Below are 24,458 nucleotides of genomic sequence, written 5' to 3'. Positions count from 1 at the left end.
GCCATGTCCCGATTCGACGACAATATCCTGCCACCCTCGGTCCTGATCTTCGACTGGCACGGTACCTTGGTGGATACCCATGATGCCATGTTCAGCGCCATGGAGGAGATGTTACCGCAACTGGAAGAGCTGGGCCTCGTGGAACAGTTGCTGCCTGAAGACCAGTGCCGCACCGAAGACGATGCCCGGCTGGTGCGTTACATTCGCATCTACCGCCGATTGCACCCGCGGATTCTGGCTGAGCGCCGGTTCTCCCGAACGGATATTTTCAACGCCATCTTTGGTGAGAACAAGGCTGCCAAGCTGGTCGCCCATAAAGCCTACAACCAGGCCTACCGGAAGTACTTCGGCCAGGTGAAACCGTTTCAGCCGGGCGCTTATGAGTATCTGTCGGCCCTGAAAGCCCTGGGCATCAAGCTGGCGGTGTGCACCAACCGCAACCGGGAGTTCCTGGACAGGGAGTTGCAGATTGTCGACGAAGGCCGCTGGCTGCATTTGTTCGATGCCACCGTGTGTGCTGATGACGTCACTGAATACAAGCCGGATCCGGAGGTTATCCTCAAAGCGCTTGAAAAGCTGTCGATCCAAACGGATGAACACGCCTGGTACATCGGGGACAGTTATGTGGACATGCTTACCGCCCACCATGCCGGTGTGGCTGGAGTGTTCTACAACGGTGCCTGCTGGGAGCAGGACCGGATCAGCAGCTGGTTCACCAAGCGAGACGCCCCGACCGCTGTTCTCGACAGCTTTGAAGATCTGATGGATTTACTCGCCCTGCTGGAACGTGAACATTCCGAAGCGTTTGTCGCCAGCCCGGCAGAGGTGCGCCCGAAACCTTTCCCGGCGCCAGAGCGGCCGGAGCCCCGCATCGAGCCTGACTGGCACCCGGCGGTGGTGAAACTGATTCGTCCGGCGGTGATCCTGTTCGACTGGCACGCTACTCTGGTGGATACCCTTGATGCCATGTACCACGCGGTGGATGACATGCTGCCGGATTTCCACAAGCTGGGGTTGATGGACCGGATGGTGGCGCCGGAAGACAGCAAAACCCCGGAAGATGCCCGCCTGGTGGCATACGTGCGAGAGTTCGCCAAACTGCATCCCAAGGTAAAGGCTGATCGAAAAATCTCCCGCACCGATATTTTTGAAGTGCTGTTCGGTGAGGATCAGGACGCCAAGCAGATTGCCCACAAAGCCTTTAATCATCACTACCGGAATCACTACGGCACCGTGAAAGCCTTCGAGCCCAGGGTGCGGGAAATGCTGGAAGGGCTGCGCAAGCTGGGTATCCTGGTGGGCGTGATCACCAACCGCGACCGGGAGTTTTTCGAGCACGAACTGGCGGCGGTGGAAGATACCGGCTGGACACACCTGTTTGACGTTAACGTGTGTGGTGATGATACCCCGCTGCGCAAACCCCACCCGGATCAATTGCTGCTGGCAGTGCAGAAGCTGGATTACCCACCGGACCCCAGTGTGTGGTACGTGGGCGACTCTACCACTGACATCATTGCGGCCAAACGGGCCGGTATGACCGCGGTGTTCTTCAACGGCGCCCAGTGGGATTTGCCGTGGCTGAACCGGATTTTTCCCGGTACTCACAAACACCCGGACAAACCGGATGTAGTGGTTAACGATTTCTCCGAGTTCTGGGCTCTGGTGCTGGCCTGCGAAGTCGGGCCTCCCTGACTCTGGAAGATGTTGGTTATTCTACCGAGCCGGGGGCGGGGGGATTGTGAAGAGCGTGTTCGATGTCGAGCCCGAGTACCAGCACGCCTTCGAGTCCGTTGTTGAGTTTATTCAGCGGCACCGGAAAGCTGACCATCACCTGGAAACGGGCGGTGGAGGCATCGTAGCGAATCGGCGAAATCCACATGTCGCGCTTTCTCTCAACGCCTCGGTCGGTTTCAAGGGCGATTTCCTGAACCTTGGGCTCGTCGCCCTGCCAGTAGTCTGAGGACAGGCGGCTCATGGCGACCAGCGCCCCGGCTTTGTCAGTCAGCAGTACCTCGGTAACGAGTGGCGAGTGGCTGGCCTGCCAGGCTGTCATTGCCCGGGAAGCCGGCAGCTCAAGTATTTCGCCAGCCAGCGGTGTCGGATGGTGGGGTGCCAGCGCTTGCCAGAGCGTGTCCTTGGTCAGGATATCGGTCAGGTTGTCATAGGTCGGCCCCTGGTAGATGGCATTGGTCAGATTGATGTTGCCAGAGAGATCAGCCATCAGTGCTTGCGCCAGCCTCTGAACCTCGGACGCTTCCTGTTCGGACAATTGCATACTGGGCATTGCACAGCCGGCAAGGTGTGCGTTAAATCCGGACAGGAAGCGAGGGTGGTTCGCAGAAAAGCGAGAGCTCACATACAGGTGCAAAGGCGCATACCGAACAAAATCAGAATTCAGTGACCAATCTACCCCGGATTTCTGGTCCTGCAGGTAGTTCATGGCACGCTGATCCATCAGAGCGAGATCAATCCGCTTTCGTACCAGAAGCGCTGGAAGCTGCTCAGCCCCTGTAACCGTGATAAACGGTTTCAGATCATTGTCTTCCAGCCAGATGGCTTCATTGCTGCCACCGACCACGCCAATTCTTGCAGTGCCGGGGTCCGGTTTGGCTTCGGCGGTAAAGAACCAGTGCCATTTTTCCAGGGCGACCGGGTGCGAGCGAACGGCGGATTGGTCCAGTTCCTCGGATGACCCGACGGCATAGTAGCCGTCCACCAGGTTGCGTTCCAGCGAGTAACGGGCCCGGCTTTGCGGCATCAGACTGATCCTGGCCTGAAATCCGGACTTGTTCAGGGCGCAGCGGATGGTTTCCGTGGTTTCACCGGTAACCACCGGAATCTGGGGTTCCGCATACTGGTAAGGCGGTGCCAGAAAGGTATACAGGCTGAAGCCATGGTGGTCTGCCCTCACGCTCAATGAGGCCATAACAAGGCTCAATCCGATAATCAGGCTGCGGGCATCCATGTGCGCACTCAAGCGTCCAGATTGCTGACAATGGTATGAGCATAGCAGTCATAATCCCGCTTTTCCGTACCTCATTTGGCGTAGTCGGATCACAGTGTTTCGATATTGGCCAGAACCCAGTCTGCCCTTGCCCGCAAGGCTTCCCGCCGCTCTGGCTTCTGCTTGTCCCAGTTCCGGTACATCATGGTCATTCGTGGATTGTTGGCAAAATCCTCGCGGTGCCGGTCAATGAAGTGCCAGTACAGGCTGTTGAACGGGCAGGCGCGGTCTCCGGTAGCGTCCTGCACCCGGTAGTGGCAGTTCTGGCAGTGGTCAGACATGCGCTGGATGTATTTGCCGCTGGCGGCGTAAGGCTTGGAGCCCAGGTAGCCACCATCGGCGTGCATTACCATGCCCAGGGTGTTGGGCAGCTCCACCCAGTCGAAGGCGTCGATATACACCGCCAGGTACCAGTCACAGATGGCTTCCGGTTTCACCCCGGCCAGGAGGGCAAAGTTACCGGTGATCATCAGTCGCTGGATGTGGTGGGCATAGGCGTTGCGGGCCGTGGCGTTGATGGCCTTGTGCATGCAGCGCATCTTTGTATCGCCGGTCCAGTAGAACCAGGGCAGCTCACGGCTGTTGCCCAAACGGTTTTCCCGGGCGTAACCGGGCATCAGTAGCCAATAGATGCCGCGCACGAATTCCCGCCAGCCGATGATCTGGCGGACAAAGCCTTCCACAGCATTCAGCGGCGCCCGGCCGGCGTGCCAGGCCCGTACCGCTTCTTCACACACCTCCATGGGATCCAGCAAGCCGGTGTTGAGATAGGGGGACAGGATGGAATGGAATAGCCAGTCTTCGTTGTCTGACATGGCATCCTGGTAGTCGCCGAAGCAGGGCAGGGCGAAGTCGATAAAGTGGGCAAGCGCTCCCTGCGCCTGTTCGGCGGTAACGGCGTAGTGGAAATTTTCCGTGGTGCCGAAATGCTCTGAAAAGTATTCGTTTACCAGCTCAATCACTTCGGTGGTGATGGCATCCGGTTCCTCGCGGAACGGGGCCGGGGCGGGAGGCTTGCCGGCCCATTTCTTTCGGTTGTCGGTGTCGAAGTTCCACTGGCCACCTTCGGGCTGGCCTTCGGAGGTCATCAGCAAACCCGTTTTTTTGCGCATCTCTCGATAGAAGAATTCCATGCGCAGCTGCTTTCGGCCTTCGGCCCAGTGGGCGAACTCGTCAATATTGCAGACGAAGCGGGTATCTGGCCGGATTTCCACTGGGATGCCCAGTGTTTTGTGCCAGCGGCTGATCTGTTCGTGTAAACGCCACTCACCACATTCTGTCGTAATGATTCGCTCCGGTTGGTATTTCCGCACCAGCTCCGCTATTACCTGTTCAATAGACTGTGCCGGATTGTCCGGGTGATAGCGCTGATAGTGAACCCGCCAGCCATCCTCCTCCAGTGCATCGGCAAAGTGCCGCATGGCACTGAAAATGAACACCAGCTTCTTCTTGTGATGGTTGGTGTAGCTGGCTTCACTGTGGACCTCGGCCATCACGACCAGGTCGTTGTCCTTGTCTGCGCCCTCAAGGGCAGAGAGACGGTGGCTGAGCTGATCACCCAGGATCAGGATGAGATTGGCCATGACGGGCTCCGGCTGAGTTTATCCTTTAGAGGTAGGCAGAATACGCCATGGGCGCAAGGGTGGTTCATTGGGTATGCTGGTACACTCAGCTGATTCGCATCAAATCGTGCCGGCCGCCGGTCAGGCATAATGCACGCTTTCCGGCATGCCGATCCTATTCGACGTTAGAGTTTTACTATGGCTTCTGATACCGCTGCAGCAAACAATCTGCCCGCTTTCATCTGGGATGAGGCGCTCATCCGCCGTTATGATCTGAGCGGACCTCGCTACACATCCTATCCAACAGCGGTGGAGTTCACCCCGAACTATTCCATTGAAGACATGGTCAAGGCGGCTGGCCGCAGCAAGGCCGCTGGCGGGCCCATCTCGCTGTATACTCACCTGCCGTTCTGTGCGCACCTTTGCTACTACTGCGCCTGCAACAAGGTGATCACCAAGAAGCGCGACAAGGCCATGCCCTATGTGGAGCGGGTACTGAAAGAAGCGGCCATCCAGTCGAAACTGTTCGGTGCCGACCGCCCGGTCAAGCAACTGCACTGGGGTGGTGGTACACCTACCTTCCTGCCCAGAGATGTGATGCAACACCTGATGGCCGGTTACGGTGAATTGTTTAACCTGCAGTCCGGCGACGATCGGGACTACAGTGTCGAAATCGATCCCCGGGAAGTGGACGAAGATACTCTGTCCACCCTCTGGGAGCTGGGTTTCAACCGTATCAGCCTGGGCGTACAGGATGTGAATCCGGAAGTGCAGAAGGCGGTGAACCGTATCCAGCCCCGGGACATGACTGAGTCGGTATTGAACGAAGCGCGCCGCATCGGCTTCCGCTCCATCAACCTGGATCTGATCTACGGCCTGCCGTACCAGACTCCGGAAAGCTTTGCCGAAACCCTGGAATCGGTGATCGAGATGTCGCCGGACCGGCTTTCGGTGTTCAGTTACGCGCATCTGCCGGACCGTTTCTATCCGCAAACACGGATTCAGGCCGATACACTGCCCAGTCCGCAGCAGAAACTGACGATTCTGCACAACACCATCAACCGTTTGCTGGAAGCTGGTTACGAATACATCGGCATGGACCACTTCGCCAAGCCGGACGACAGCCTGGCGGTAGCCCAGCGCGAAGGCCGCCTGCATCGGAACTTCCAGGGGTACACCACTCACTCGGATTGTGACCTGGTGTCCCTGGGTGTATCAGCCATTGGCCAGACCGACGATGCCTACTTCCAGAACAACCACGACCTGCCGTCCTGGGAGGCGTCCATCGATGCTGGCCAATTGGCGATTATTCGTGGCGTGGGCCTGACCCGCGACGACCGCATCCGACGCTGGGTGATCGGCCAGCTGATCTGCCAGTTCCGACTGGACCGCAAGCAGTTTGCCGAACAGTGGAATGAAGATTTTGACCGCTATTTCGCGGATGAAATGAACCGCCTGAAGCCGATGATTCAGGACGAGTTGATTGCGGATTGCGGTTCTTTGCTGCAGGTTCAGCCAGCCGGTCGCCTACTGATCCGGGCCATTTGCCAGATCTTCGATCTGTACCGCAAGGAAGGGGCGAGCCAGCGGTTCTCCAGAATTATCTGACTGGAGAACAATGAGCACAAACGCAAGAGGGCTGCCACATGGCAGCCCTCTTGCGTTGTCGTGGAGGGTTTTCTGATCAGGCCACTTTGAACTCATTGGCCAGATCCTGTAGCTGTCGGGCCAGCCGCGCCTGTTCCTGGGTGACCTCGGTGATTTCCTGGGAGCCGGTCAGGGTCAGGAGGGCAGCTTCGCTTACAGATTCCATATTACCCGCCAGTTCGCGCGTGACCGCAACCTGCTGTTCCGACGCAGTGGCAATCTGGGTCGCCATATCGGAAATGCTATTCACGTCCATCAGAATGTCAGCAAAGGTCTGTTCCATCTCCGAGGCTTGCGCGCTGGTCTGGTCGGCCAGTTTGTGGCTGGTGATAATTGAACGGCTGGCGTTGTCGGTGATGGTCTTGAAGCCGTTGATGATATCTTCGATCTGGGTAGTGGATTCATGGGTTTGCTGCGCCAGTGTGCGAACCTCATCCGCCACTACCGCAAAGCCTCGTCCGTGCTCGCCCGCCCGGGCGGCTTCGATCGCTGCATTCAACGCCAGCAGATTGGTCTGGTCGGCCACTTTCCGGATAACATCAACCACATCGCTGATGGTCGTGCTGCGTTGTTCCAGTTCTTCGATAACCTGGTTGACGTCCTGTACTGACTTCGCCAGTTCCCGGATCTGGGAGACACTGGTGTGCAGCACCTTCTCGCCGGTCTGGCTTTTCTCCATAGCCCGACTGGAGGCGTCCGCCACCTGCTGGGTGTTGTGAGAAATCTCCTCTGAGGTTGCCGACATTTCTTCGGTGGCAGCGGCCACCTGCTCAATCTGTTGTTGCTGGTTCTTGATCTGTGAGGAATTCTGGCCCGCGGTTGAGCTGGTTTCCTCGGTGGCTGTGGCCAGCTGTACGCTTGCCTTGTCGATTTGCAGCAAGGCCTCGCTAAAACGGCCAAACAGTTCATTGATTGCCTCGGCTATGGTGCCAGTCTCGTCCTTGCTGGAGACCGGAATCGCCTGCGACAGGTCCTTGTTGTCCATGGCGTTTCGAACACCTTCCAGCAGCTGATTCACCTGCTGATGAATGGCGCGAATAATCACGGTCATTAACAGAACCACCAGAAGGATTGACGTCGCGGCAATGGCCGATGCCCAGATCAGATTGCTTCTGGCGGCATTCACGCCAGCGGTGCCCAGTGCTTCAACCTGTGACAGCATATCAGTGCGGATGCCGTTAATGGCCTGTATGCGGTTGGTAGAGGCTGAAAACCAGTCACTGGCTTCCAGGCCGTACATACCGGAAGGGCTGCTCAGAAGCATATCTCGCTGATCCAGCATTTTTCGGTGCTCGGCGGTTTCGGGAAATGACTCAATCCGACCACGGATATCCGAATTTGCACTCAGCATGGTGATTGCGGTCTGGAAATACGCTTGCTGACGCCCTGACAGGGCCGCTATTTGCCCAACGGCAGGCAGGTCGAAGTTGCCGCTGCGCACCAGTGACGCCCCTGCAGCCCGTTCACGGCCTGCCATTTCGGCAGCTTCGGCAAGGGCAAGGTAGGCATTGATCTGCCGGGCCAGCTCGGGCTCAGATGCCCGGCGCACCAGCAACGGAATACGGTTAAGGATTTCCATGATCAGGCTGGTGTAGCGGGCGCCGGATTCGGCACCAGCCAACACCCGGTTATCAATATCCCTGCGCAGACTGATTAGATTGCCAATGTCCCGCTGGAATTTGTCGACGCTTGCCTGAATGCTGCCGTCAAAACGGGCTTCTTCAGCCAGTGCCTTGATTCCGTTCTGGTAGGCGCTCAGGTTCCTGTCAGTATTTTGTCTCTGGGATTGAAGGTTGCGGGCTGCCTCGCGCTCGCCGTCAGAATCCGGGGCGCTGGAAATAAACACGGCCGAACGGCCCCGTTCTTTCTGCAATTCCTCAACCAGCGGATCCCCAAGCTCAGCCAACTGAACCAAGGTATTGAGCTGTTGCATGTTGTCCAGGTCATCCATATTACGGGAGATGCTCTGGACCGCGAAAAATACAATGACCAGCAGCGCAGGCAGCACCAAAGTAATCAGCTTGCCTCGCATGGAGAGGTTGTTGATAAAAGTCATGGGAGGGCCTCATCATTGAGAATGGCGTCCATTGTGGATAAGTGTAGCAGTTCAGACCATTGACGCCTTGGGGTACCTGAGGGGGTAGATTTCCACATGTAAGTGCTTGTAATAAAACGTTAAAGCAATGAGTTTTATGCAGTTTTGGTTCAGGTAGGGGTTAATGCGTAGAGTATTACCAAAGGGGTATTTGACAGGTTTCTGTCAATCCGCTGACAAAGGTCAAGGTGGGCTAAGTCGCTGACCGGTAAGGTGCACGGCAACGTGCTCAGCGGAGAAAACCATGGAACTTGTATGCCCGGCTGGTAGCCTTCCCGCCCTTAAAACCGCCGTGGACAATGGAGCCGATGCGGTCTATTTCGGCTTCCGGGACAGTACCAACGCCCGCCAGTTTGCTGGCCTGAATTTTAACGACAAACGTGCAGCCGAGGGCATTGAGTACGCTCATTCAAAAGGCAGTCGTGTGTTCTGTGCCATCAATACCTATCCGCAACCGGATGGCTGGGAACACTGGAAAGCCGCGGTGGATCGTGCCGCCGGCCTTGGAGTGGATGCCATTATCCTGGCCGATATGGGACTGCTGGATTACGCTGCAGACAGGCACCCGGATATCCCCCGGCATTTGTCGGTTCAGGGTTCTGCCACCAGCCATGAGGCCCTGTCGTTCTACAAGGACAACTTCGATATCCGCCGGGCAGTGCTGCCGCGCGTGCTGTCTCTGGATCAGGTTCGGGGTGTGGCCAAGCATAGCCCAGTGGAGCTGGAAGTTTTTGCCTTCGGCAGTCTGTGCATTATGGCGGAGGGTCGCTGCTACCTGTCTTCTTACCTCACGGATGAATCCCCCAACACCCGGGGTGCCTGTTCGCCGGCCAAGGCGGTGCGTTGGCAGGAAACCTCTCAGGGGCTGGAATCCCGCCTGAATGAAGTGCTCATTGATCGCTATGGCCCCGGTGAATCCGCCGGTTACCCAACCCTGTGCAAGGGCCGGTTTGAAGTGGAGGGCAGCGTGTACCATGCCATCGAAGAGCCGGTAAGCCTGAATACCTTAGATCTTCTGCCGGAATTGAAGGGGCTGGGTATCAGCGCAGTAAAAATCGAGGGCCGCCAGCGCAGCCCGGCCTACATTGCAGAGGTTGCCCGAACCTGGCGCCAGGCCCTGGACCGGGTTCAGGCCACCCCTGACAGCTTTGCTGTAGACAGTGCCTGGAACCGCACTCTCGCCGGTCTTTCCGAGGGTGGCCTGACCACCATCGGGGCCTACCATCGCAAGTGGAAATAAGGTTTTGCCCGCTATGATGAAACTCTCTCTTGGCCCGATTCTGTGGTTCTGGACCAAGCAGTCCGTATTCGATTTCTACGCTAACGCTGCGGAGTGGCCAGTAGATACCATCTATCTTGGCGAAGTAGTGTGCTCCCGCCGCCGGGAACTGAAGCCCGATGACTGGCTCGACCTGGCCCGGGATCTGAAGGCTTGTGGCAAGAACGTGGTGCTTTCCACATTGACGCTGATCGAATCCGAAGCGGATCTGCGGCGACTTCGTCGGTTTTGCGAACAGGATGAGTTTTTGGTGGAGGCCAACGACCAGAGTGCCCTGCAGGTGGCGATCCGCAACAAGATTCCGTTTGTTACCGGCCCGTCCATGAACATCTACAACACGGCCACCCTGAAGATCCTCGCCAGGCAGGGTCTGCAGGGCTGGAACCTGCCGGTGGAACTGGGCAAGGAAACCCTGGAGCAGCTGATCAGCGAGCTGAAGGGCGAAGGTCTGGATCTGCCCGCCGAGGTATTTTCCTGGGGCTTCCTGCCATTGGCCTGGTCGTCCCGCTGTTTCACTGCCCGTCATTACAACCTGCCTAAAGACAACTGCGAATTCCGTTGTCTGGAGCATCCTGATGGCATGGAGCTACGTTCCCGGGAAAGCCAGGAGCTGTTCCGGATTAATGGCATTTCCACGCTCTCCGGCTCGCGCTACGACCTGATGAGGGAACTACCGGAGATGGAGCGTATGGGTGTCAGTACCGTGCGGCTGAGCCCGGAGCATCAAGGTATGGACCAAGTGGTCAAACGCTTTGATCAGGTACGCCGGGGGGAAGTGCCGGTCGCCGACCCGCTGCAGCTGGTAGAAGCGCCACCCTGCAACGGGTACTGGTATGGCAAGCCGGGAATGGATCTGATCGTAAAGTCTGTGTAAAGCCCGTTGAGCGTTGATTGAGGTCAATAGATAGCCGATGTACCAGGAGTAGCTTGCTAGGGTACTCAAACTGCATTGGGGTTTATTGTTATGGCTCGCGTCCCGCTATTTTTCTGGGGCCTGACTGCTTTGGTCAGCGTCCTGTGGTTTGTTTCCGACAGCCTGTGGGTTTCCCCCTTCGCTTACTTTCCGTTCCGCTCTGTGTTTGTGCAGTTTTCCGGCATTCTGGCCGTAGTGATGATGGCAGTTGCGTTGGTGCTGGCACTGCGTCTCCGGTCTCTGGAGCGTTGGGTTGGTGGCCTGGACAAGGTGTACCGGCTGCACAAATGGCTGGGCATTGGTTCACTGGTGCTGGCTACGTTGCATTGGTGGTGGGCCAAGGGCACCAAGTGGATGGTGGGCTGGGGCTGGCTGGAGAAGCCGGCCGGCAAAGGGGCCGGACAGCAACTCGCCGGCCTGGAAGCCTGGTTCAGGGGGCAGCGGGGGCTGGCAGAAACCCTGGGAGAATGGGCTTTCTACGCCGCGGCCGTATTGATTGTGCTGGCATTGGTAAAAGCCTTTCCTTATCACCTGTTTCGTAAAACACACAAACTGCTGGCGGTGGTCTTTCTGCCCCTGGCCTGGCACAGCTTTATCCTGATGAAGTTTGATTATTGGGCAGCGCCGATTGGCTGGCTGACCCAGTTCGCTGTTGTCGCCGGCAGTATCGCAGCGGTTTTACTGCTGCTTGGCTGGCCGGGCAAGGTCCGGAAGGTGCCGGGGGAGGTGGTTTCGGTAACCCGATATCCGGAGCTGAGAGTTTTCGAGTTTCTGGTAAGGGTTGAGCAGGGCTGGTCCGTCCATAACCCCGGGCAGTTCGCCTTTATTACGTCGGATGCTGCGGAGGGCCCTCACCCTTATACCATTGCTTCAGACTGGAACCCGGAAACCCGATGTCTGAAATTCGTGGTCAAGGAACTGGGGGACCATACCCGCCGGGCCAGCCACCGGATCTGCGAGGGCATGCCAGTTACACTGGAGGGGCCCTATGGCGGTTTTGATTTTGAAGATGATTGCCGCACTCAGATCTGGGTAGGCGCGGGCATCGGCATTACTCCGTTTATTGCCCGGATGGGGCGCCTGGCCAGCAAACCGGATAATCGTACTATCTACCTGTTCCACCCCACTGCCGATGTCAGCGAGGAGGCTCTGACAAAGCTGCGGGCGGATGCCGAAGCCGCGGGCGTTAACCTGGTTATTCGATGCAGTCGTACCGAAGGCCGACTGACACCGGAGGAAATTCGCGATGCGGTGCCGGATTGGCAAGGCGCCAGCCTGTGGTTCTGCGGCCCGGTGGGCATGGCCCGGACCCTGTTCAACGAATTCCGCAGATGGGGCCTGCCTGCCCGGCGGATGCATCGGGAGTTTTTTGAGATGCGGTAAATGCGTTATGTCATGGCGGGTTTTGAATTCATAAGGGGTGAAGGCTAGGCTCAAGGACACCATTAGCCGGTTGGGAGGTTTCTATGGATATCCGCCTGAAAAGAGCCTACGACCACGCTGCCCGCTCAGATGGCCCGCGTATTCTGGTGGATCGCATCTGGCCCAGGGGCGTTGCCAAAGAAGACGCAGACATTGCCCATTGGCTGAAAGGGCTTGCGCCATCTTCAGAATTGCGGAAGTGGTTCGGCCATGACCCGGACAGATGGCCCGGGTTTCGAGACCGCTACTTCAAAGAGCTCAAGTCTGATGGGGCCGCAGAGGACCTGGATTTGTTCCGGCAGATCCTCAAGGAGCACAAACGCGTCACGCTGGTATTTGCCGCCAAAGATACCGACCATAATAATGCGGTGGCGTTGCGGGATTTTGCGTTGAGCGACCAGCTCTGAGACAGCTCCGCTCTCTGATTTAAAACAACTACATTTATTGGCAGTTGAACTATGCTCAAGACGGTGGTTGCCGTTTTGGGAGTCCTTCTGTGACCAATAATGTGCCGAATGCCTTCGAAATCTTCCCCTGGAACCGGAATTTCGAGACCGGCATTGATGATATTGATCAACAGCACAAGGTGCTGGTCAATATCCTGAATCGACTGGCGTGGCACTTTGCGTCGGACACCTCCGAGTTGACGCCCGATCAGATTCTTGATGAGTTGCTTTCCTACGCGGCGTTTCATTTTGAATACGAGGAAACGATCTGGAACAAAACCCTCAGTGAAGCAGCGATGGCGAAAAGCCACCGCGATTCACATCAGATGTTTTTTGCGCAGGTTGAGGAGCTGCGCAACAGCCGCGAACCTCAGGAAGAGGTATTAACCAGACTGTTTGACTTCCTCACACGCTGGTTAGCCTTCCATATCCTCGAATCAGATCGCCGAATGGCTCTGACGGTTGAGTTGGTTCAGCAAGGCCTGGAAGTCAGTGAGGCAAAAAACCGGGTCGATGCAGAGCTGAGCGGTTCCGCCTCGGTGCTGGTCAACGCGCTGCTGGAAATTTACGGAAAGCTTTCATCCAGCACGATTCAGTTAATGCGGGAGAAAATGGCCCGCTTGAGGGCCGAAGACGAGCTGTCCCGAATACAGCATGAAAGGCTGAATCAGGCCCTGGAAGAACAAGCCCGAGAATATCAGCACCATCTGGAAACGCTCGCTTATACCGATGCCTTGACCGGCCTCTGGAACCGAAACGGCATCGTCCGACGAGTTCGTGAATACCTTGCAGATGAAGTGAGAGCTGAGAACTCGGCAGCCCTGGTGTCTATTGATCTTGATAATTTCAAGGATCTCAACGACTGTCTCGGAGAAGATGCGGCAGACCGATTGCTCGGCTTGCTGTCCCGGCGGTGGCTGGATGCGATCCCGGCGGATGCCTGCCTGGCGCGAACAGGTGGTGATGAGTTTGCATTGTTGCTGCCGGATGCCAGCCAAGCCGAGTCGCGGCTGGAAGCTCTGCGTTTGACGGCCAGTCAGCCATTTGAACTCGACGGTGTTGAGGTTTCCGCGGGGTTTACGGCTGGTGTTGTCCTGTTTCCGGATGGCGCCGTTGAGGACGCAGACAGCTTGCTGAGGCAGGCGGATAATACCCTGTATCGGGCAAAACACGAGATGCGCAGTGGCTGGCTTTATCTTGATGCCGGCGAGCGGAGCCAGTATCGAGCCCGTCAGTTGTTACTGGAGGACATCCGCAGGGGGCTCAACGAGGATGAGTTCCGGCTTTATTTCCAACCCAAGGTTAATCTCCGGACTGGAGAGGTTTTGGGCGTTGAAGCGCTGATCCGGTGGCAACATCCCCGGGAAGGGCTGCTCCCTCCGAGCCACTTCCTGCCCGCCATTGAGCATCACAGGCTGAATATTCAGGTTGGTGAATGGGTGTTGAGAAACTCTCTGCTGCAGATACAACGCTGGGAGCAAGAGGGTGTCAGGGTCAATGTCAGTGTTAACATCGCCGCCAACCATCTTCAGTCTGATAACTTTGCCGGGCACCTGAACAAAATCCTGTCGGCGTTTCCGGGGGTTGACCCTGTCAGGCTAGATCTGGAAATCCTGGAAACCGCTGCCCTTGGGGATTTGGATAAAGCCGTACAGACCATTGCGGATTGCTGTGAGCTTGGGGTGACCTTCTCCCTGGATGACTTTGGTACTGGTTACTCATCGTTGTCTTATCTCAAGCGCCTTCCTGTCGATACTCTGAAAATCGATCGGGAGTTTGTATCCGGCATTGAGGATAACGGTGAAAACCTGTCGATTCTTCAGGGGGTGATCGGTCTGTCACGGGTTTTCGGGAAGCAGGTGGTTGCGGAGGGCGTGGAAAGTGTCAGGCAAGGTGAGATTCTGTTGAGCCTCGGGTGCGAATGCGCTCAGGGATTTGCTATATCTCCGCCCATTGAAGCGACCCTGATCCCTGCCTGGATTAACCGTTGGAGAACGTTCCCGGAATGGGCGCTTACCAGGGTTTCAGAAAATCCCTGAGCCGCAGATGCCAGTCCAGGCTGTCGAGCAGGTTTTTCAGGGCCAGCCCCAGTTCAGTATCCCCCTCGATAACCAGCCGGCGCTGGAAGAACAACTGATCGGGGTCTTGCTTTCGCTCCGCCAATGTACGGAATGCACCAACGGACCCCCGGATGGTGGCTTCACCGGGTCCGTTCAGCACCCGCAGGCGCCCGGCCCAGTAACCGAGGGTAATGCCTGGCTGGCCGCCATTGATTTCGAGGCGGATTCGACGTCCCTCGAAATCGTCGAATTCACCTTCTGCAATGGCGTCCGAGAAAAGCCGGTTGAGGGGTGCTTCCGCTGCCAGTTGTTTCAGGGGGAGGGGAATTCGCTGATCAATGCCGTTCAGGAGTGGCACCGGTGAAGGGGCATACTCCTGGATGACGGCTATGGTCTGGCCCGCAAGGGGATTGTGCTGGAGTTGGTTGCTCAGGCGTTGCAGCTGCGCGAACCCGGGTGGTGTGGGCAATTTGCCGAAACTGGGCAGGGTATGCAGCATGGCAGGCTCTCCTGGAATCATGAAACAGATAGGGAGAGCCTACCTCAAACCGCAATAAACGGATTTGATATAACTCAGGGGAATGAACAGTCAGCCCTTGTGCAGACCTTCCTCGACTGCCCAGACGGCCACTTCCACCCGCGAGCGCAGGTTCAGCTTTTTCAGCAGGTGCTTGACGTGGACCTTGACAGTGCCGTCACTGATGTCGAGTTTACGCCCGATCATCTTGTTGGACAGGCCTTCGGCAATCAGACGGAGAATGTCTTTCTCCCTCGGCGTCAGGCTGTCGAAGTCGGGGCGGCTGGTCTGCTGCGGTTTGTTGGAACGCAGGGCTTCAGCCAGCAGGGTCGTGAGGCGGTCACTGATCACCATCTTGCCCACCGCCGCCTGGTGCAACTGGGCGATCATGTCCTCGGGCTCCATGTCTTTGAGCAGGTAACCGTCGGCGCCCGCCCGCAATGCCGCGACCACATCGTCTTCCTGGTCTGAGACAGTAAACATAACGATGCGCGAGCTGACATTCTGTTCCCTGAGCTTTCTCAGGGCTTCGATGCCGTCCATTTCCGGCATGTTCAGGTCCATCAGGATCAGGTCCGGCTCCAGCTCGGTGGCCAGACGGATGCCATCGGCGGCATTGCTGGCTTCGCCAATCACTTCCATGTCGTCTTCCATGCCGATCAGCTGCTTGATGCCCTGGCGCAGCAGCGGGTGGTCGTCGATCAACAGAATGCTTGCGGGTGTCTCAGACATTGGTTCTCTCTTTTGTCCTGCGCTCGGCTCAGGCCGGCGTAGTTTCCGTTGGAATCAGGTTGCGGCTCTTGGGTACGAATGTTAGCGCGACTTCCACGCCGCCTTCATCCCTGTTTCGCACATTAACCTTGCCGCCGAGTGTGCGGGCACGGTCCTGCATAATAATCAGGCCATAGTGGTTCACGGGCTGGTCGCCACCCGGTAATCCCTTGCCATTGTCCTGTATGCTGGCCCGCACTTGTGGTGAATCGAACACTACTTTTACTGCTATGTCAGTGGCATCGGCGTGTTTGACCGCATTGGCCAGCCCTTCACGAATGATCTGCAGGGTGTGGATTTCCTCATTGGGCGACAGCGTCTGGGGCGGCAGGTTGTATTCAAACGCTACCGGTTTACCGAGGCGCTCTGAGAATTCGTCGATGGTTTTGCGCAGCGCAGTCGCCAGATCCGGCGTATCCAGTTTCAGCCGGAAGGTGGCCAGCAGTTCCCTCAGCTGGCGGTAGGCGCTGTTCAGGCCGGTACTCAGTTCATCCAGGATATCGTCGTGGATGGGCTTCTGCTCGCCATCAATGTTCAGCCGGCGCAGACGGGTCACCTGCATTTTCAGATACGAGAGCGATTGTGCCAGGGAATCGTGCAACTCCCGGGCAATCACCGTACGCTCTTCTGCCAGCGTCAGCTGTTGTTCTTCGGTGATCTGTTTTTCCAGGAAAATGGCAGTTGCCAACTGGTCGGTGAGGGTTTCCAGCAGGCGGCGCGAGGTCTCCGGTAATCCTTTTTCAGCCGGATACCAGACCTCCAGTGTGCCCAGCAACTGCCCGGGAGTGCGGATGGGCAGCAACAGCCGCCGGCCATCATTGTTTTCCAGCGGCATCTCATCATAGACCTCGGGGGTTACCAGACAGGCATTGCAATGGTGATCCCGGCAATAGAAGGGGCGTTTGGGTGTGGCGGTGGTAATGGCCTCCACCGGTTCTGCCGATTCCTTGTCATGCAGGAACAGGCGGATGGGACCGATGCCCAGCAACTGCTCCAGGTCCTGCAGCATCGGAATGGCGCCACTGCACAGATCATGATTGGCGAATAGCCCCCGGCTGGCGGAGTGCATTACCTGCAGAGCCGCGTGGCTGATTTCAAGTTCTTCGGTTTTTTGCCGGGCGCGGCTTTCAAGCTCGTAGTAGGTCAGCGCCAGTTCACTGGTCATCTGGTCAAAGGCCTGGCCCAGTTGTGCCAGCTCATCGGAACCTTTGAGATCGGCTTTGTGGCTGAAATCCTGTTCGCCCACGGCGGTGGCAATGCTCACCAGTTTTCGCAGGGGCCTGAGAATCCGGTTTTTGAGGTCCAGAAACAGGGCGAGCACAATCAATACCGAGAACACCATGCTGATGATCTGGATAAGGTGCAGCAGGTCGATTCGGGCCTCGGTGCGTTGTTCCAGCATGGAGACCAAGCGATCCACTTCTACCGTGTAGCTCTCCACTGTCGTGATCATTTCGGCGGATAGAGGGGCGCCAGTCTGGTGGCTCTCCAGTGACGGCCTGAGCTGATTGGCCCAGCCGTATTCCACGGTTTTATATTGTTCGACGAGGGGATGATCATCGGTGCGGGGAATGGAACGGATGATGGCGGGATCCCTGAGCCTGTCCTCGTACTCCTCAATGCGTTGATCAAGGGTGTCAGTGTTTTCTACGGGATCTTCAGAGGCCGATCTTGCCGCCAGTTGGAATGCTCCCATACGCAGTGAACCGGCAAGGTTGATAGCAGTGGCATTGCCCTCAATGCTGTTGGACACAGCCAGAGTGGTGGCCATGCTGACAATGGCCGTCAGCACGATGGCGCCGATAACAACTGCCAGTCGGTTTACTAGCGGGCTTCTGGAGGTCATGGAAAGCGTCAGGACTCAAGGAACGTGGATAGTAGTGACAGACAGCTAAATTATCGTGGATAACGCGCCATCGTGATACCTCCTTGAGGATAGTCAATTACCCCAATGGTTTATAACCCATCATAGCCTTTGACCCTTGCTCAGGCAAAAGTTGAGACTAAAGAATGGGATTCAGGGAGCGTGTAATGCAATCGGAACGGGATGAGGAGAGGTTAGCATCTCTGGCAGTAGTGTTGCCGTTGGCGCTGACTGGCTTTGTGGTGGCTGCCGGTTGCTGGACCCTGTTTGCGGTTGCCGGTGTGCATCTCCGAGCCGATCTGGGGCTGAGTAGTTTACAGTTTGGGGTTCTGCTGGCCATGCCCATGGCGGTCAGCGCTATCCTGGCGATTCCGGCCGGGCTTGCGGCGCAGCGATATGGTGCCCGTGAAGTCATGCTTTTGTGTCTGTGCGGTCTTGCTGTGTGCATGGGGATACTGCTGCTGACGAACACCTACATTGGCTACCTTATTGCCGCCGCCGGGCTGGGGCTGGCTGGCGGCTTCTACGGCGCCGGCCTGCAGTTCGTGGTCAGTCATTGCCAGCCCAGGCGGCTGGGTCTCGTACTCGGCGTTTTTGGCTCCGGGGTAACCGGAGCAGGTTTCAACTATTATCTGGTGCCGCTGTTCCATGAGGCGTTCTCCTGGCAGGGTGTACCTCTGGCCTACCTCATTACCCTGCTTCTGGTGATCGCGCTATTGATTATGCTGACCGACGCCACGGGTGAGGAAGACGAAAGCCGTGAACGATCAGCCAGGGAAATTCTCGGGGTGATCCGGCAGGGTCGGAATCTACCCCTGTGTTTGTATTTCGGTGTGGTTGCCGGCAGTTTCTTTGCGCTGGCGTTGTGGCTTCCGGATTTCCTCTCAGGCCAGTATGGTCTTACGCTGGATTCCGGGGCCCGCCTGGCGCAATGGTTTGTCATTCCCGGTGCGGTAGCTCAGGTGGCCGGTGGAGGCTTGTCCGATCATTTCGGTTCCGCCCGGGTTGCGACGCGGGCACTGGCGGGTTGTCTGATGGCACTCGTGGTGCTGTCTTATCCCCCAATGACTTTGTTCATTACCGGCGTGGAAGAGGAGCTGGTTGTGGAGTTCGCTCTGCCTGTTGTCCTTGAAAGCACGTTGGTCGTGATTCTGGGGGTGGCCATGGGTACCGCCATGGGATCCCTTCAGCGTATGGTGATTCTGGCCAACCGACAGGAAGCGTCCCTGTTTGCCGGTGTATTGCTGGTCAGCGCCTGTGCCGTTGCGTTTGTCCTGCCAGTTGCGTTTGGTGGCTTGAACCTTTGGCTGGGCGTGCGTACGGCCGTATTCATGATTCTCTTCCTGTTGCTGAGTGTCAGCCTGCTGCTTTTCTCCCGACATGCCCGCAGAGAGGAGCGAAAGATGCTTCTCCAACCCGGGTTATAGGTCGCCTACCCACAGGGTGGTACACCCGGGTTATGTGGTAGTAACCACGCAGATTTCAGGGGTTTGATCCCACACAATGGTCTCCATTCGGAACAACGATCCGGCAAACGGGTTGATGGAGAGAGAGACCATGAGTCATTTGATCGACAAGTTGAATTACTTCAGGAAGAACCGCGAATCGTTCTCCAACGGTCACGGTGAAACCCACGAAGTGAACCGCGACTGGGAGAACAGCTACCGCCAGCGCTGGCAGCATGACAAGATCGTGCGCTCCACCCATGGCGTGAACTGCACCGGCTCCTGCAGCTGGAAAATCTACGTGAAGAACGGGCTGGTTACCTGGGAAACCCAGCAAACCGATTATCCCCGCACCCGCCCGGATCTGCCCAACCACGAGCCCCGTGGTTGCCCTCGTGGCGCCAGCTACTCCTGGTACATGTACAGTGCCAACCGGCTGAAATACCCGCTGATGCGCAAGAGCCTGATGAAGCTCTGGCGTGCTGCCCGTATCCAGTTCAATGACCCGGTGGAAGCCTGGGCCTCTATTGTTGAAGATCCCGCCAAGACCGCCGAGTACAAGCCTCGCCGTGGTATGGGCGGTTTTGTCCGTTCCAGCTGGGACGAAGTCAACGAGCTGATTGCCGCCTCTAACGTCTACACTGCCAAGAAGTTCGGCCCGGACCGTATCATCGGTTTCTCTCCGATTCCCGCCATGTCCATGGTCTCCTACGCAGCGGGCAGCCGATACCTGTCCATGATCGGTGGCGTCTGCATGAGCTTCTACGACTGGTACTGCGACCTGCCGCCCGCCTCTCCGCAAACCTGGGGTGAGCAGACCGACGTGCCGGAATCCGCCGACTGGTACAACTCCGGCTACATCATCGCCTGGGGCTCCAACGTACCCCAGACCCGTACCCCGGATGCCCACTTCTTCACCGAAGTACGCTACAAGGGCACCAAGACCGTTGCCATTACCCCGGACTATGCGGAAGTTTCCAAGCTGTCTGACGAGTGGCTGAACCCGAAGCAGGGTACAGACGCCGCTCTGGGCATGGCCATGGGCCATGTGATCCTCAAAGAGTTCCATGTTGACAAGCCCAGCGAGTACTTCACTGACTACGTTCGTCGCTACACCGACATGCCCTACCTGGTCATGCTGGAACAGAAAGACGACGGCAGCTACGTACCGGGCCGCTTCCTGCGTGCCAGTGACCTGGTGGATGGACTGGGTGAAGAGAACAACCCCGAATGGAAAACCATCGCGATTGACGAAGCCTCCGGTGAGCTCACCGCACCCAATGGTTCCATTGGTTATCGCTGGGGTGAGAAGGGCAAGTGGAACCTGAAGCAGACCGCCAAAGGCTCCGATGTAAACCTTCAGCTGTCCATGGTGGAAAAGCACGACGAGGTTGTGGACGTTGCCTTCCCGTATTTCGGAGGTATCGAACACGACCATTACAACCACGTGGAGTTCAAGGACATCCTCAAGCACAAGCTGGGTACCCGCAAGGTTCAGCTGGCGGATGGCACCGAAGGTCGCGTGGTGACTGTGTACGACCTGATGGTCGCCAACTACGGCATCAGCCGCGGCCTGGGTGACGACGATGGCGCCACGTCCTATGACGAAGTGAAGCCGTACACGCCTGCCTGGCAGGAGCAGATCACCGGCGTACCGGCCGAGAAAGTGATCCGCATCGCCCGTGAGTTCGCGGACAACGCTGACAAGACCAAGGGCCGCTCCATGGTCATCGTCGGTGCCGGTATGAACCACTGGTACCACATGGACATGAACTACCGCGGCCTGATCAACATGCTGATCATGTGTGGCTGTATCGGCCAGAGCGGCGGTGGCTGGGCCCACTATGTGGGTCAGGAGAAGTTGCGCCCGCAGACCGGCTGGCAGCCGCTGGCCTTTGGTCTCGACTGGCAGCGCCCGCCACGCCACATGAACTCCACCTCCTTCTTCTATGCTCACTCCGGCCAGTGGCGCTACGAGAAACTGGGCGTGGATGAAATCCTGTCGCCGCTGGCAGACAAGTCCAAATTCGGTGGCAGTCTGATCGACTACAACGTACGCGCCGAGCGCATGGGCTGGCTGCCGTCTGCGCCGCAGCTGAACCGAAACCCGCTGACCATTGCCGCGGAAGCCGAGAAGGCCGGTATGGAGGTGGCGGACTACGTGGCCAAGTCCATGAAGGAGGGATCTCTGGCCTTCGCCAGTGAAGATCCGGAAGCGCCGGAAAACTGCCCGCGTAACCTGTTCATCTGGCGCTCCAACCTGCTGGGCTCCTCAGGTAAAGGTCACGAGTACATGCTCAAGTACCTGCTGGGTACCAAGAACGGATTGCAGGGCAAGGATCTGGGTGTCGAGGGTGGCGCCAAACCGGAAGAAGTGAAATGGCGCGACCAGGCGCCGGAAGGCAAGCTCGACCTGCTGGTGACCCTGGACTTCCGTATGTCCACCACCTGTCTGTATTCCGACATCGTTCTGCCGACCGCAACCTGGTATGAAAAGAACGACCTGAACACCTCCGACATGCACCCGTTCATCCACCCGCTGACCGCTGCCACCGATCCGGCCTGGGAAGCGCGCAGTGACTGGGAAATCTACAAAGGCATTGCCAAGTCCTTCTCCAAGGCTGCCGAGGGGCATCTGGGTGTCGAGAAAGACGTGGTTACCCTGCCGCTGCTGCACGACGCGCCGGCGGAGCTGGGCCAGCCGTTCGATGTGAAAGACTGGAAAAAAGGCGAGTGCGACCTGATTCCGGGCAAGACCGCGCCCGACTTCATCACGGTGGAGCGGGATTACCCGAACACCTACGCCCGCTTTACTTCCCTTGGTCCGCTGATGGACAAGCTGGGTAACGGTGGCAAGGGCATCAACTGGAACACCGAGAAGGAAGTCAACTTCCTGAAGGACCTGAACTACACCCACCTTGAGGGTGCCAACGCAGGTCGCCCGAAGATCGAGAGTGCCATTGATGCCGCTGAGGTCATCCTGACCCTGGCGCCGGAAACCAACGGTCAGGTGGCGGTCAAAGCCTGGGCGGCGCTGTCCGAGTTCACCGGCCTGGATCACACTCATCTGGCTACCAACAAGGAAGAGGAAAAAATCCGCTTCCGGGACATCGTGGCGCAGCCGCGCAAGATCATTTCCAGTCCCACCTGGTCTGGCCTGGAAGATGAACACGTGTCCTACAACGCCGGCTATACCAACGTGCACGAGCTGATTCCCTGGCGCACCCTGACCGGTCGTCAGCAGTTCTATCAGGACCATGAGTGGATGCGCGCCTTCGGCGAGAGCCTGCTGGTGTACCGCCCGCCCATCAACACCAAAGCCGTAGGCAGCATGATCAACCAGCGCAGTAACGGCAACCCCGAGAAAGCGCTGAACTGGATCACCCCGCACCAGAAGTGGGGCATCCACAGCACCTACAGTGACAACCTGTTGATGCTGACCCTGTCCCGTGGCGGCCCGATTGTCTGGCTGAGTGAAGACGACGCCAAAGAGATCGGCGTGGAAGACAACGACTGGATCGAACTGTTTAACGCCAACGGCGCCATTGCCGCCCGTGCGGTGGTGAGTCAGCGAGTGATGCCCGGCATGGTGATGATGTACCACGCCCAGGAGCGGATTGTGAACATACCCGGCTCCGAAATCACCGGGACCCGTGGCGGTATTCACAACTCGGTTACCCGGGTTTGTCCTAAGCCGACTCACATGATTGGTGGCTATGCCCAGTATTCCTACGGCTTCAACTACTACGGCACCGTAGGTTCCAACCGGGACGAGTTCGTGGTGGTCCGCAAGATGAAGAACGTGGACTGGCTCGACGGTGAAGGCAATGACTATGCTCAGGAGGCTGTAAAATGAAAATCCGTTCCCAAGTCGGCATGGTGCTGAACCTGGACAAGTGCATTGGTTGCCACACCTGTTCCGTCACCTGCAAAAACGTATGGACAAGCCGTGAAGGCATGGAATACGCCTGGTTCAACAACGTTGAAACCAAGCCTGGTATCGGCTACCCGAAAGAGTGGGAGAACCAGGATAAGTGGAAGGGCGGCTGGATGCGCGACAGCTCCGGCAAGATCCGCCCCCGCATTGGTGGCAAGTTCCGGGTGCTGGCGAACATTTTCGCCAACCCGGACCTGCCGGAAATCGACGACTACTACGAGCCGTTCGACTTCGATTATCAGCACCTGCACACCGCCGGTGACACCAAACACCAGCCGGTCGCACGGCCACGTTCGCTGATCTCCGGCCAGCGCATGAAGAAGATCGAATGGGGTCCGAACTGGGAAGAAATCCTGGGCACCGAGTTTGCCAAACGTCGCAAGGACAAGAACTTTGACCAGGTGCAGGCAGACATCTACGGCCAGTTCGAAAACACCTTCATGATGTACCTGCCGCGTCTGTGCGAGCACTGCCTGAACCCGGCCTGTGTTGCCAGCTGCCCGAGCGGTGCCATCTACAAGCGGGAAGAAGACGGCATTGTGCTGATCGACCAGGACAAGTGCCGCGGCTGGCGGATGTGTGTCTCTGGCTGCCCGTACAAGAAGATCTACTTCAACTGGAAAACCGGCAAGTCCGAGAAGTGCATCTTCTGCTATCCGCGTATCGAAGCCGGCATGCCCACCGTGTGCTCCGAGACCTGCGTTGGCCGGATCCGCTACCTGGGTGTGCTGTTGTATGACGCAGACCGCATTGAAGAAGTGGCCAGCGCCCCGGGCGAGCACGAGCTGTACGAGAAGCAGCTGGAAATCTTCCTCGACCCGTTCGACCCGAAAGTGATCGAGCAGGCGAAGAAAGACGGCATCCCGATGAATGTGATCGAAGCTGCCCAGCAGAGCCCGGTGTACAAGATGGCGGTGGACTGGAAGCTGGCCCTGCCGCTGCACCCGGAATACCGCACCCTGCCCATGGTCTGGTATGTGCCGCCCCTGAGCCCGATCCAGTCTGCGGCGGAAGCCGGCAAGGTTGAGTTCGACGGCGTACTGCCGAAGATCGAGAGCCTGCGGATCCCGGTCAAGTACCTGGCGAACCTGCTGACCGCCGGTGATGAGAAGCCCATCGTACTGGCCCTGAAGCGGATCATGGCCATGCGTTTATACAAGCGCGCCGAAACCGTGGAAGGCAAGGAAGACCTGCGAGCCCTGGAAGCGTGTGGTCTGACCAAGGCCCAGGCCGATGAGATGTACCGCTACCTGGCCATCGCCAACTACGAAGACCGTTTCGTGATTCCGACCAGTCATCGTGAGCTGGCCAAGGAAGCCTTCCCGGATGCGACCGCTTATGGCGAGCGCGGTGGTTGTGGCTTCAGCTTCGGCGATGGCTGCAACGGTGGTGACAGCGATTTCAGCCTGTTCGGCGGCAAAAAGCAGACCACCAGCATGGTCAGCAAGCTGGCGACCGTGAAGCAGGTTGACCCGAAGCAGCTGCAGGACTGAGGA

The 24,458-nt window shown here is 57.7% G+C and carries 16 protein-coding genes; 10 read left to right on the top strand and 6 right to left on the bottom strand.

Going from position 1 to position 24,458, the window contains the following annotated elements:
- Positions 1-3: 3 nt before the first annotated feature.
- Complete coding sequence (locus MARHY_RS14515) at positions 4-1,692, top strand: HAD family hydrolase (RefSeq protein ID WP_014422467.1); 1,689 nt, start codon at positions 4-6, stop codon at positions 1,690-1,692.
- Between the two features lie 16 nt (positions 1,693-1,708).
- Here the strand turns inward: MARHY_RS14515 and MARHY_RS14510 are convergent, their stop codons facing one another.
- Entirely contained in the window at positions 1,709-2,965 is a 1,257-nt protein-coding gene (locus MARHY_RS14510) for a type 2 periplasmic-binding domain-containing protein (protein ID WP_022990843.1), read from the bottom strand.
- An 89-nt stretch (positions 2,966-3,054) separates the two neighbouring features.
- On the bottom strand, positions 3,055-4,587 hold the full coding sequence (locus MARHY_RS14505; RefSeq protein WP_014422465.1) for a cryptochrome/photolyase family protein: 1,533 nt from the start codon (positions 4,585-4,587) through the stop codon (positions 3,055-3,057).
- A gap of 177 nt (positions 4,588-4,764) precedes the next feature.
- Between MARHY_RS14505 and hemN the strand changes: the two genes are divergently transcribed.
- Positions 4,765-6,174 (top strand): oxygen-independent coproporphyrinogen III oxidase, encoded by a 1,410-nt coding sequence (hemN, locus tag MARHY_RS14500; protein ID WP_014422464.1) that lies wholly within the window; start codon positions 4,765-4,767, stop codon positions 6,172-6,174.
- Between the two features lie 76 nt (positions 6,175-6,250).
- On the opposite strand, the gene MARHY_RS14495 is transcribed toward hemN, so the two are convergent.
- The gene (locus tag MARHY_RS14495) at positions 6,251-8,269 is read right to left on the bottom strand and encodes a methyl-accepting chemotaxis protein (RefSeq protein ID WP_014422463.1); all 2,019 of its coding nucleotides are present in this window, start codon (positions 8,267-8,269) and stop codon (positions 6,251-6,253) included.
- A 283-nt stretch (positions 8,270-8,552) separates the two neighbouring features.
- On the opposite strand from MARHY_RS14495, the gene ubiU reads away from it, so the two are divergent.
- The 5 genes from ubiU to MARHY_RS14470 all read left to right on the top strand — a co-directional run bounded on the left by ubiU (position 8,553) and on the right by MARHY_RS14470 (position 14,407).
- On the top strand, positions 8,553-9,548 hold the full coding sequence (ubiU, locus tag MARHY_RS14490) for a ubiquinone anaerobic biosynthesis protein UbiU (protein ID WP_014422462.1): 996 nt from the start codon (positions 8,553-8,555) through the stop codon (positions 9,546-9,548).
- 13 nt (positions 9,549-9,561) lie between these two features.
- Complete coding sequence (locus MARHY_RS14485; protein WP_022990848.1) at positions 9,562-10,461, top strand: U32 family peptidase; 900 nt, start codon at positions 9,562-9,564, stop codon at positions 10,459-10,461.
- 90 nt (positions 10,462-10,551) lie between these two features.
- On the top strand, positions 10,552-11,883 hold the full coding sequence (locus tag MARHY_RS14480; RefSeq protein WP_041655604.1) for a ferredoxin reductase family protein: 1,332 nt from the start codon (positions 10,552-10,554) through the stop codon (positions 11,881-11,883).
- A gap of 83 nt (positions 11,884-11,966) precedes the next feature.
- Positions 11,967-12,329, top strand: a complete 363-nt coding sequence (locus MARHY_RS14475; RefSeq protein ID WP_011786534.1) for a DUF488 domain-containing protein — start codon at positions 11,967-11,969, stop codon at positions 12,327-12,329.
- Between the two features lie 89 nt (positions 12,330-12,418).
- Positions 12,419-14,407 (top strand): putative bifunctional diguanylate cyclase/phosphodiesterase, encoded by a 1,989-nt coding sequence (locus MARHY_RS14470; protein WP_022990851.1) that lies wholly within the window; start codon positions 12,419-12,421, stop codon positions 14,405-14,407.
- Here MARHY_RS14470 and ubiT read toward each other — a convergent pair.
- The 3 genes from ubiT to MARHY_RS14455 form a co-directional block, all read right to left on the bottom strand.
- The gene (gene ubiT, locus MARHY_RS14465; RefSeq protein WP_022990852.1) at positions 14,382-14,927 is read right to left on the bottom strand and encodes a ubiquinone anaerobic biosynthesis accessory factor UbiT; all 546 of its coding nucleotides are present in this window, start codon (positions 14,925-14,927) and stop codon (positions 14,382-14,384) included. The genes MARHY_RS14470 and ubiT overlap by 26 nt on opposite strands.
- A gap of 90 nt (positions 14,928-15,017) precedes the next feature.
- Positions 15,018-15,677 carry a two-component system response regulator NarL gene (gene narL / locus MARHY_RS14460; RefSeq protein WP_011786531.1) on the bottom strand — a complete coding sequence of 220 codons (660 nt, stop codon included), beginning with the start codon at positions 15,675-15,677 and terminating at the stop codon, positions 15,018-15,020.
- A 28-nt stretch (positions 15,678-15,705) separates the two neighbouring features.
- Complete coding sequence (locus MARHY_RS14455) at positions 15,706-17,562, bottom strand: histidine kinase (RefSeq protein ID WP_014422457.1); 1,857 nt, start codon at positions 17,560-17,562, stop codon at positions 15,706-15,708.
- A 185-nt stretch (positions 17,563-17,747) separates the two neighbouring features.
- Here MARHY_RS14455 and MARHY_RS14450 point away from each other — a divergent pair, with 185 nt between their 5' ends.
- The 3 genes from MARHY_RS14450 to narH all read left to right on the top strand — a co-directional run bounded on the left by MARHY_RS14450 (position 17,748) and on the right by narH (position 24,455).
- The gene (locus tag MARHY_RS14450) at positions 17,748-19,007 is read left to right on the top strand and encodes an MFS transporter (protein ID WP_022990853.1); all 1,260 of its coding nucleotides are present in this window, start codon (positions 17,748-17,750) and stop codon (positions 19,005-19,007) included.
- A gap of 130 nt (positions 19,008-19,137) precedes the next feature.
- Positions 19,138-22,881 carry a nitrate reductase subunit alpha gene (locus MARHY_RS14445; protein WP_041655603.1) on the top strand — a complete coding sequence of 1,248 codons (3,744 nt, stop codon included), beginning with the start codon at positions 19,138-19,140 and terminating at the stop codon, positions 22,879-22,881.
- Positions 22,878-24,455 (top strand): nitrate reductase subunit beta, encoded by a 1,578-nt coding sequence (gene narH / locus MARHY_RS14440; RefSeq protein ID WP_014422454.1) that lies wholly within the window; start codon positions 22,878-22,880, stop codon positions 24,453-24,455. Before MARHY_RS14445 ends, narH begins: the two co-directional genes overlap by 4 nt.
- Positions 24,456-24,458 lie beyond the last annotated feature (3 nt).

Origin of the sequence: Marinobacter nauticus ATCC 49840 (genome assembly GCF_000284615.1) — a bacterium.
GTDB classification, from domain to species: domain Bacteria; phylum Pseudomonadota; class Gammaproteobacteria; order Pseudomonadales; family Oleiphilaceae; genus Marinobacter; species Marinobacter nauticus.
This window is presented reverse-complemented; position numbering and strand designations above follow the sequence as displayed.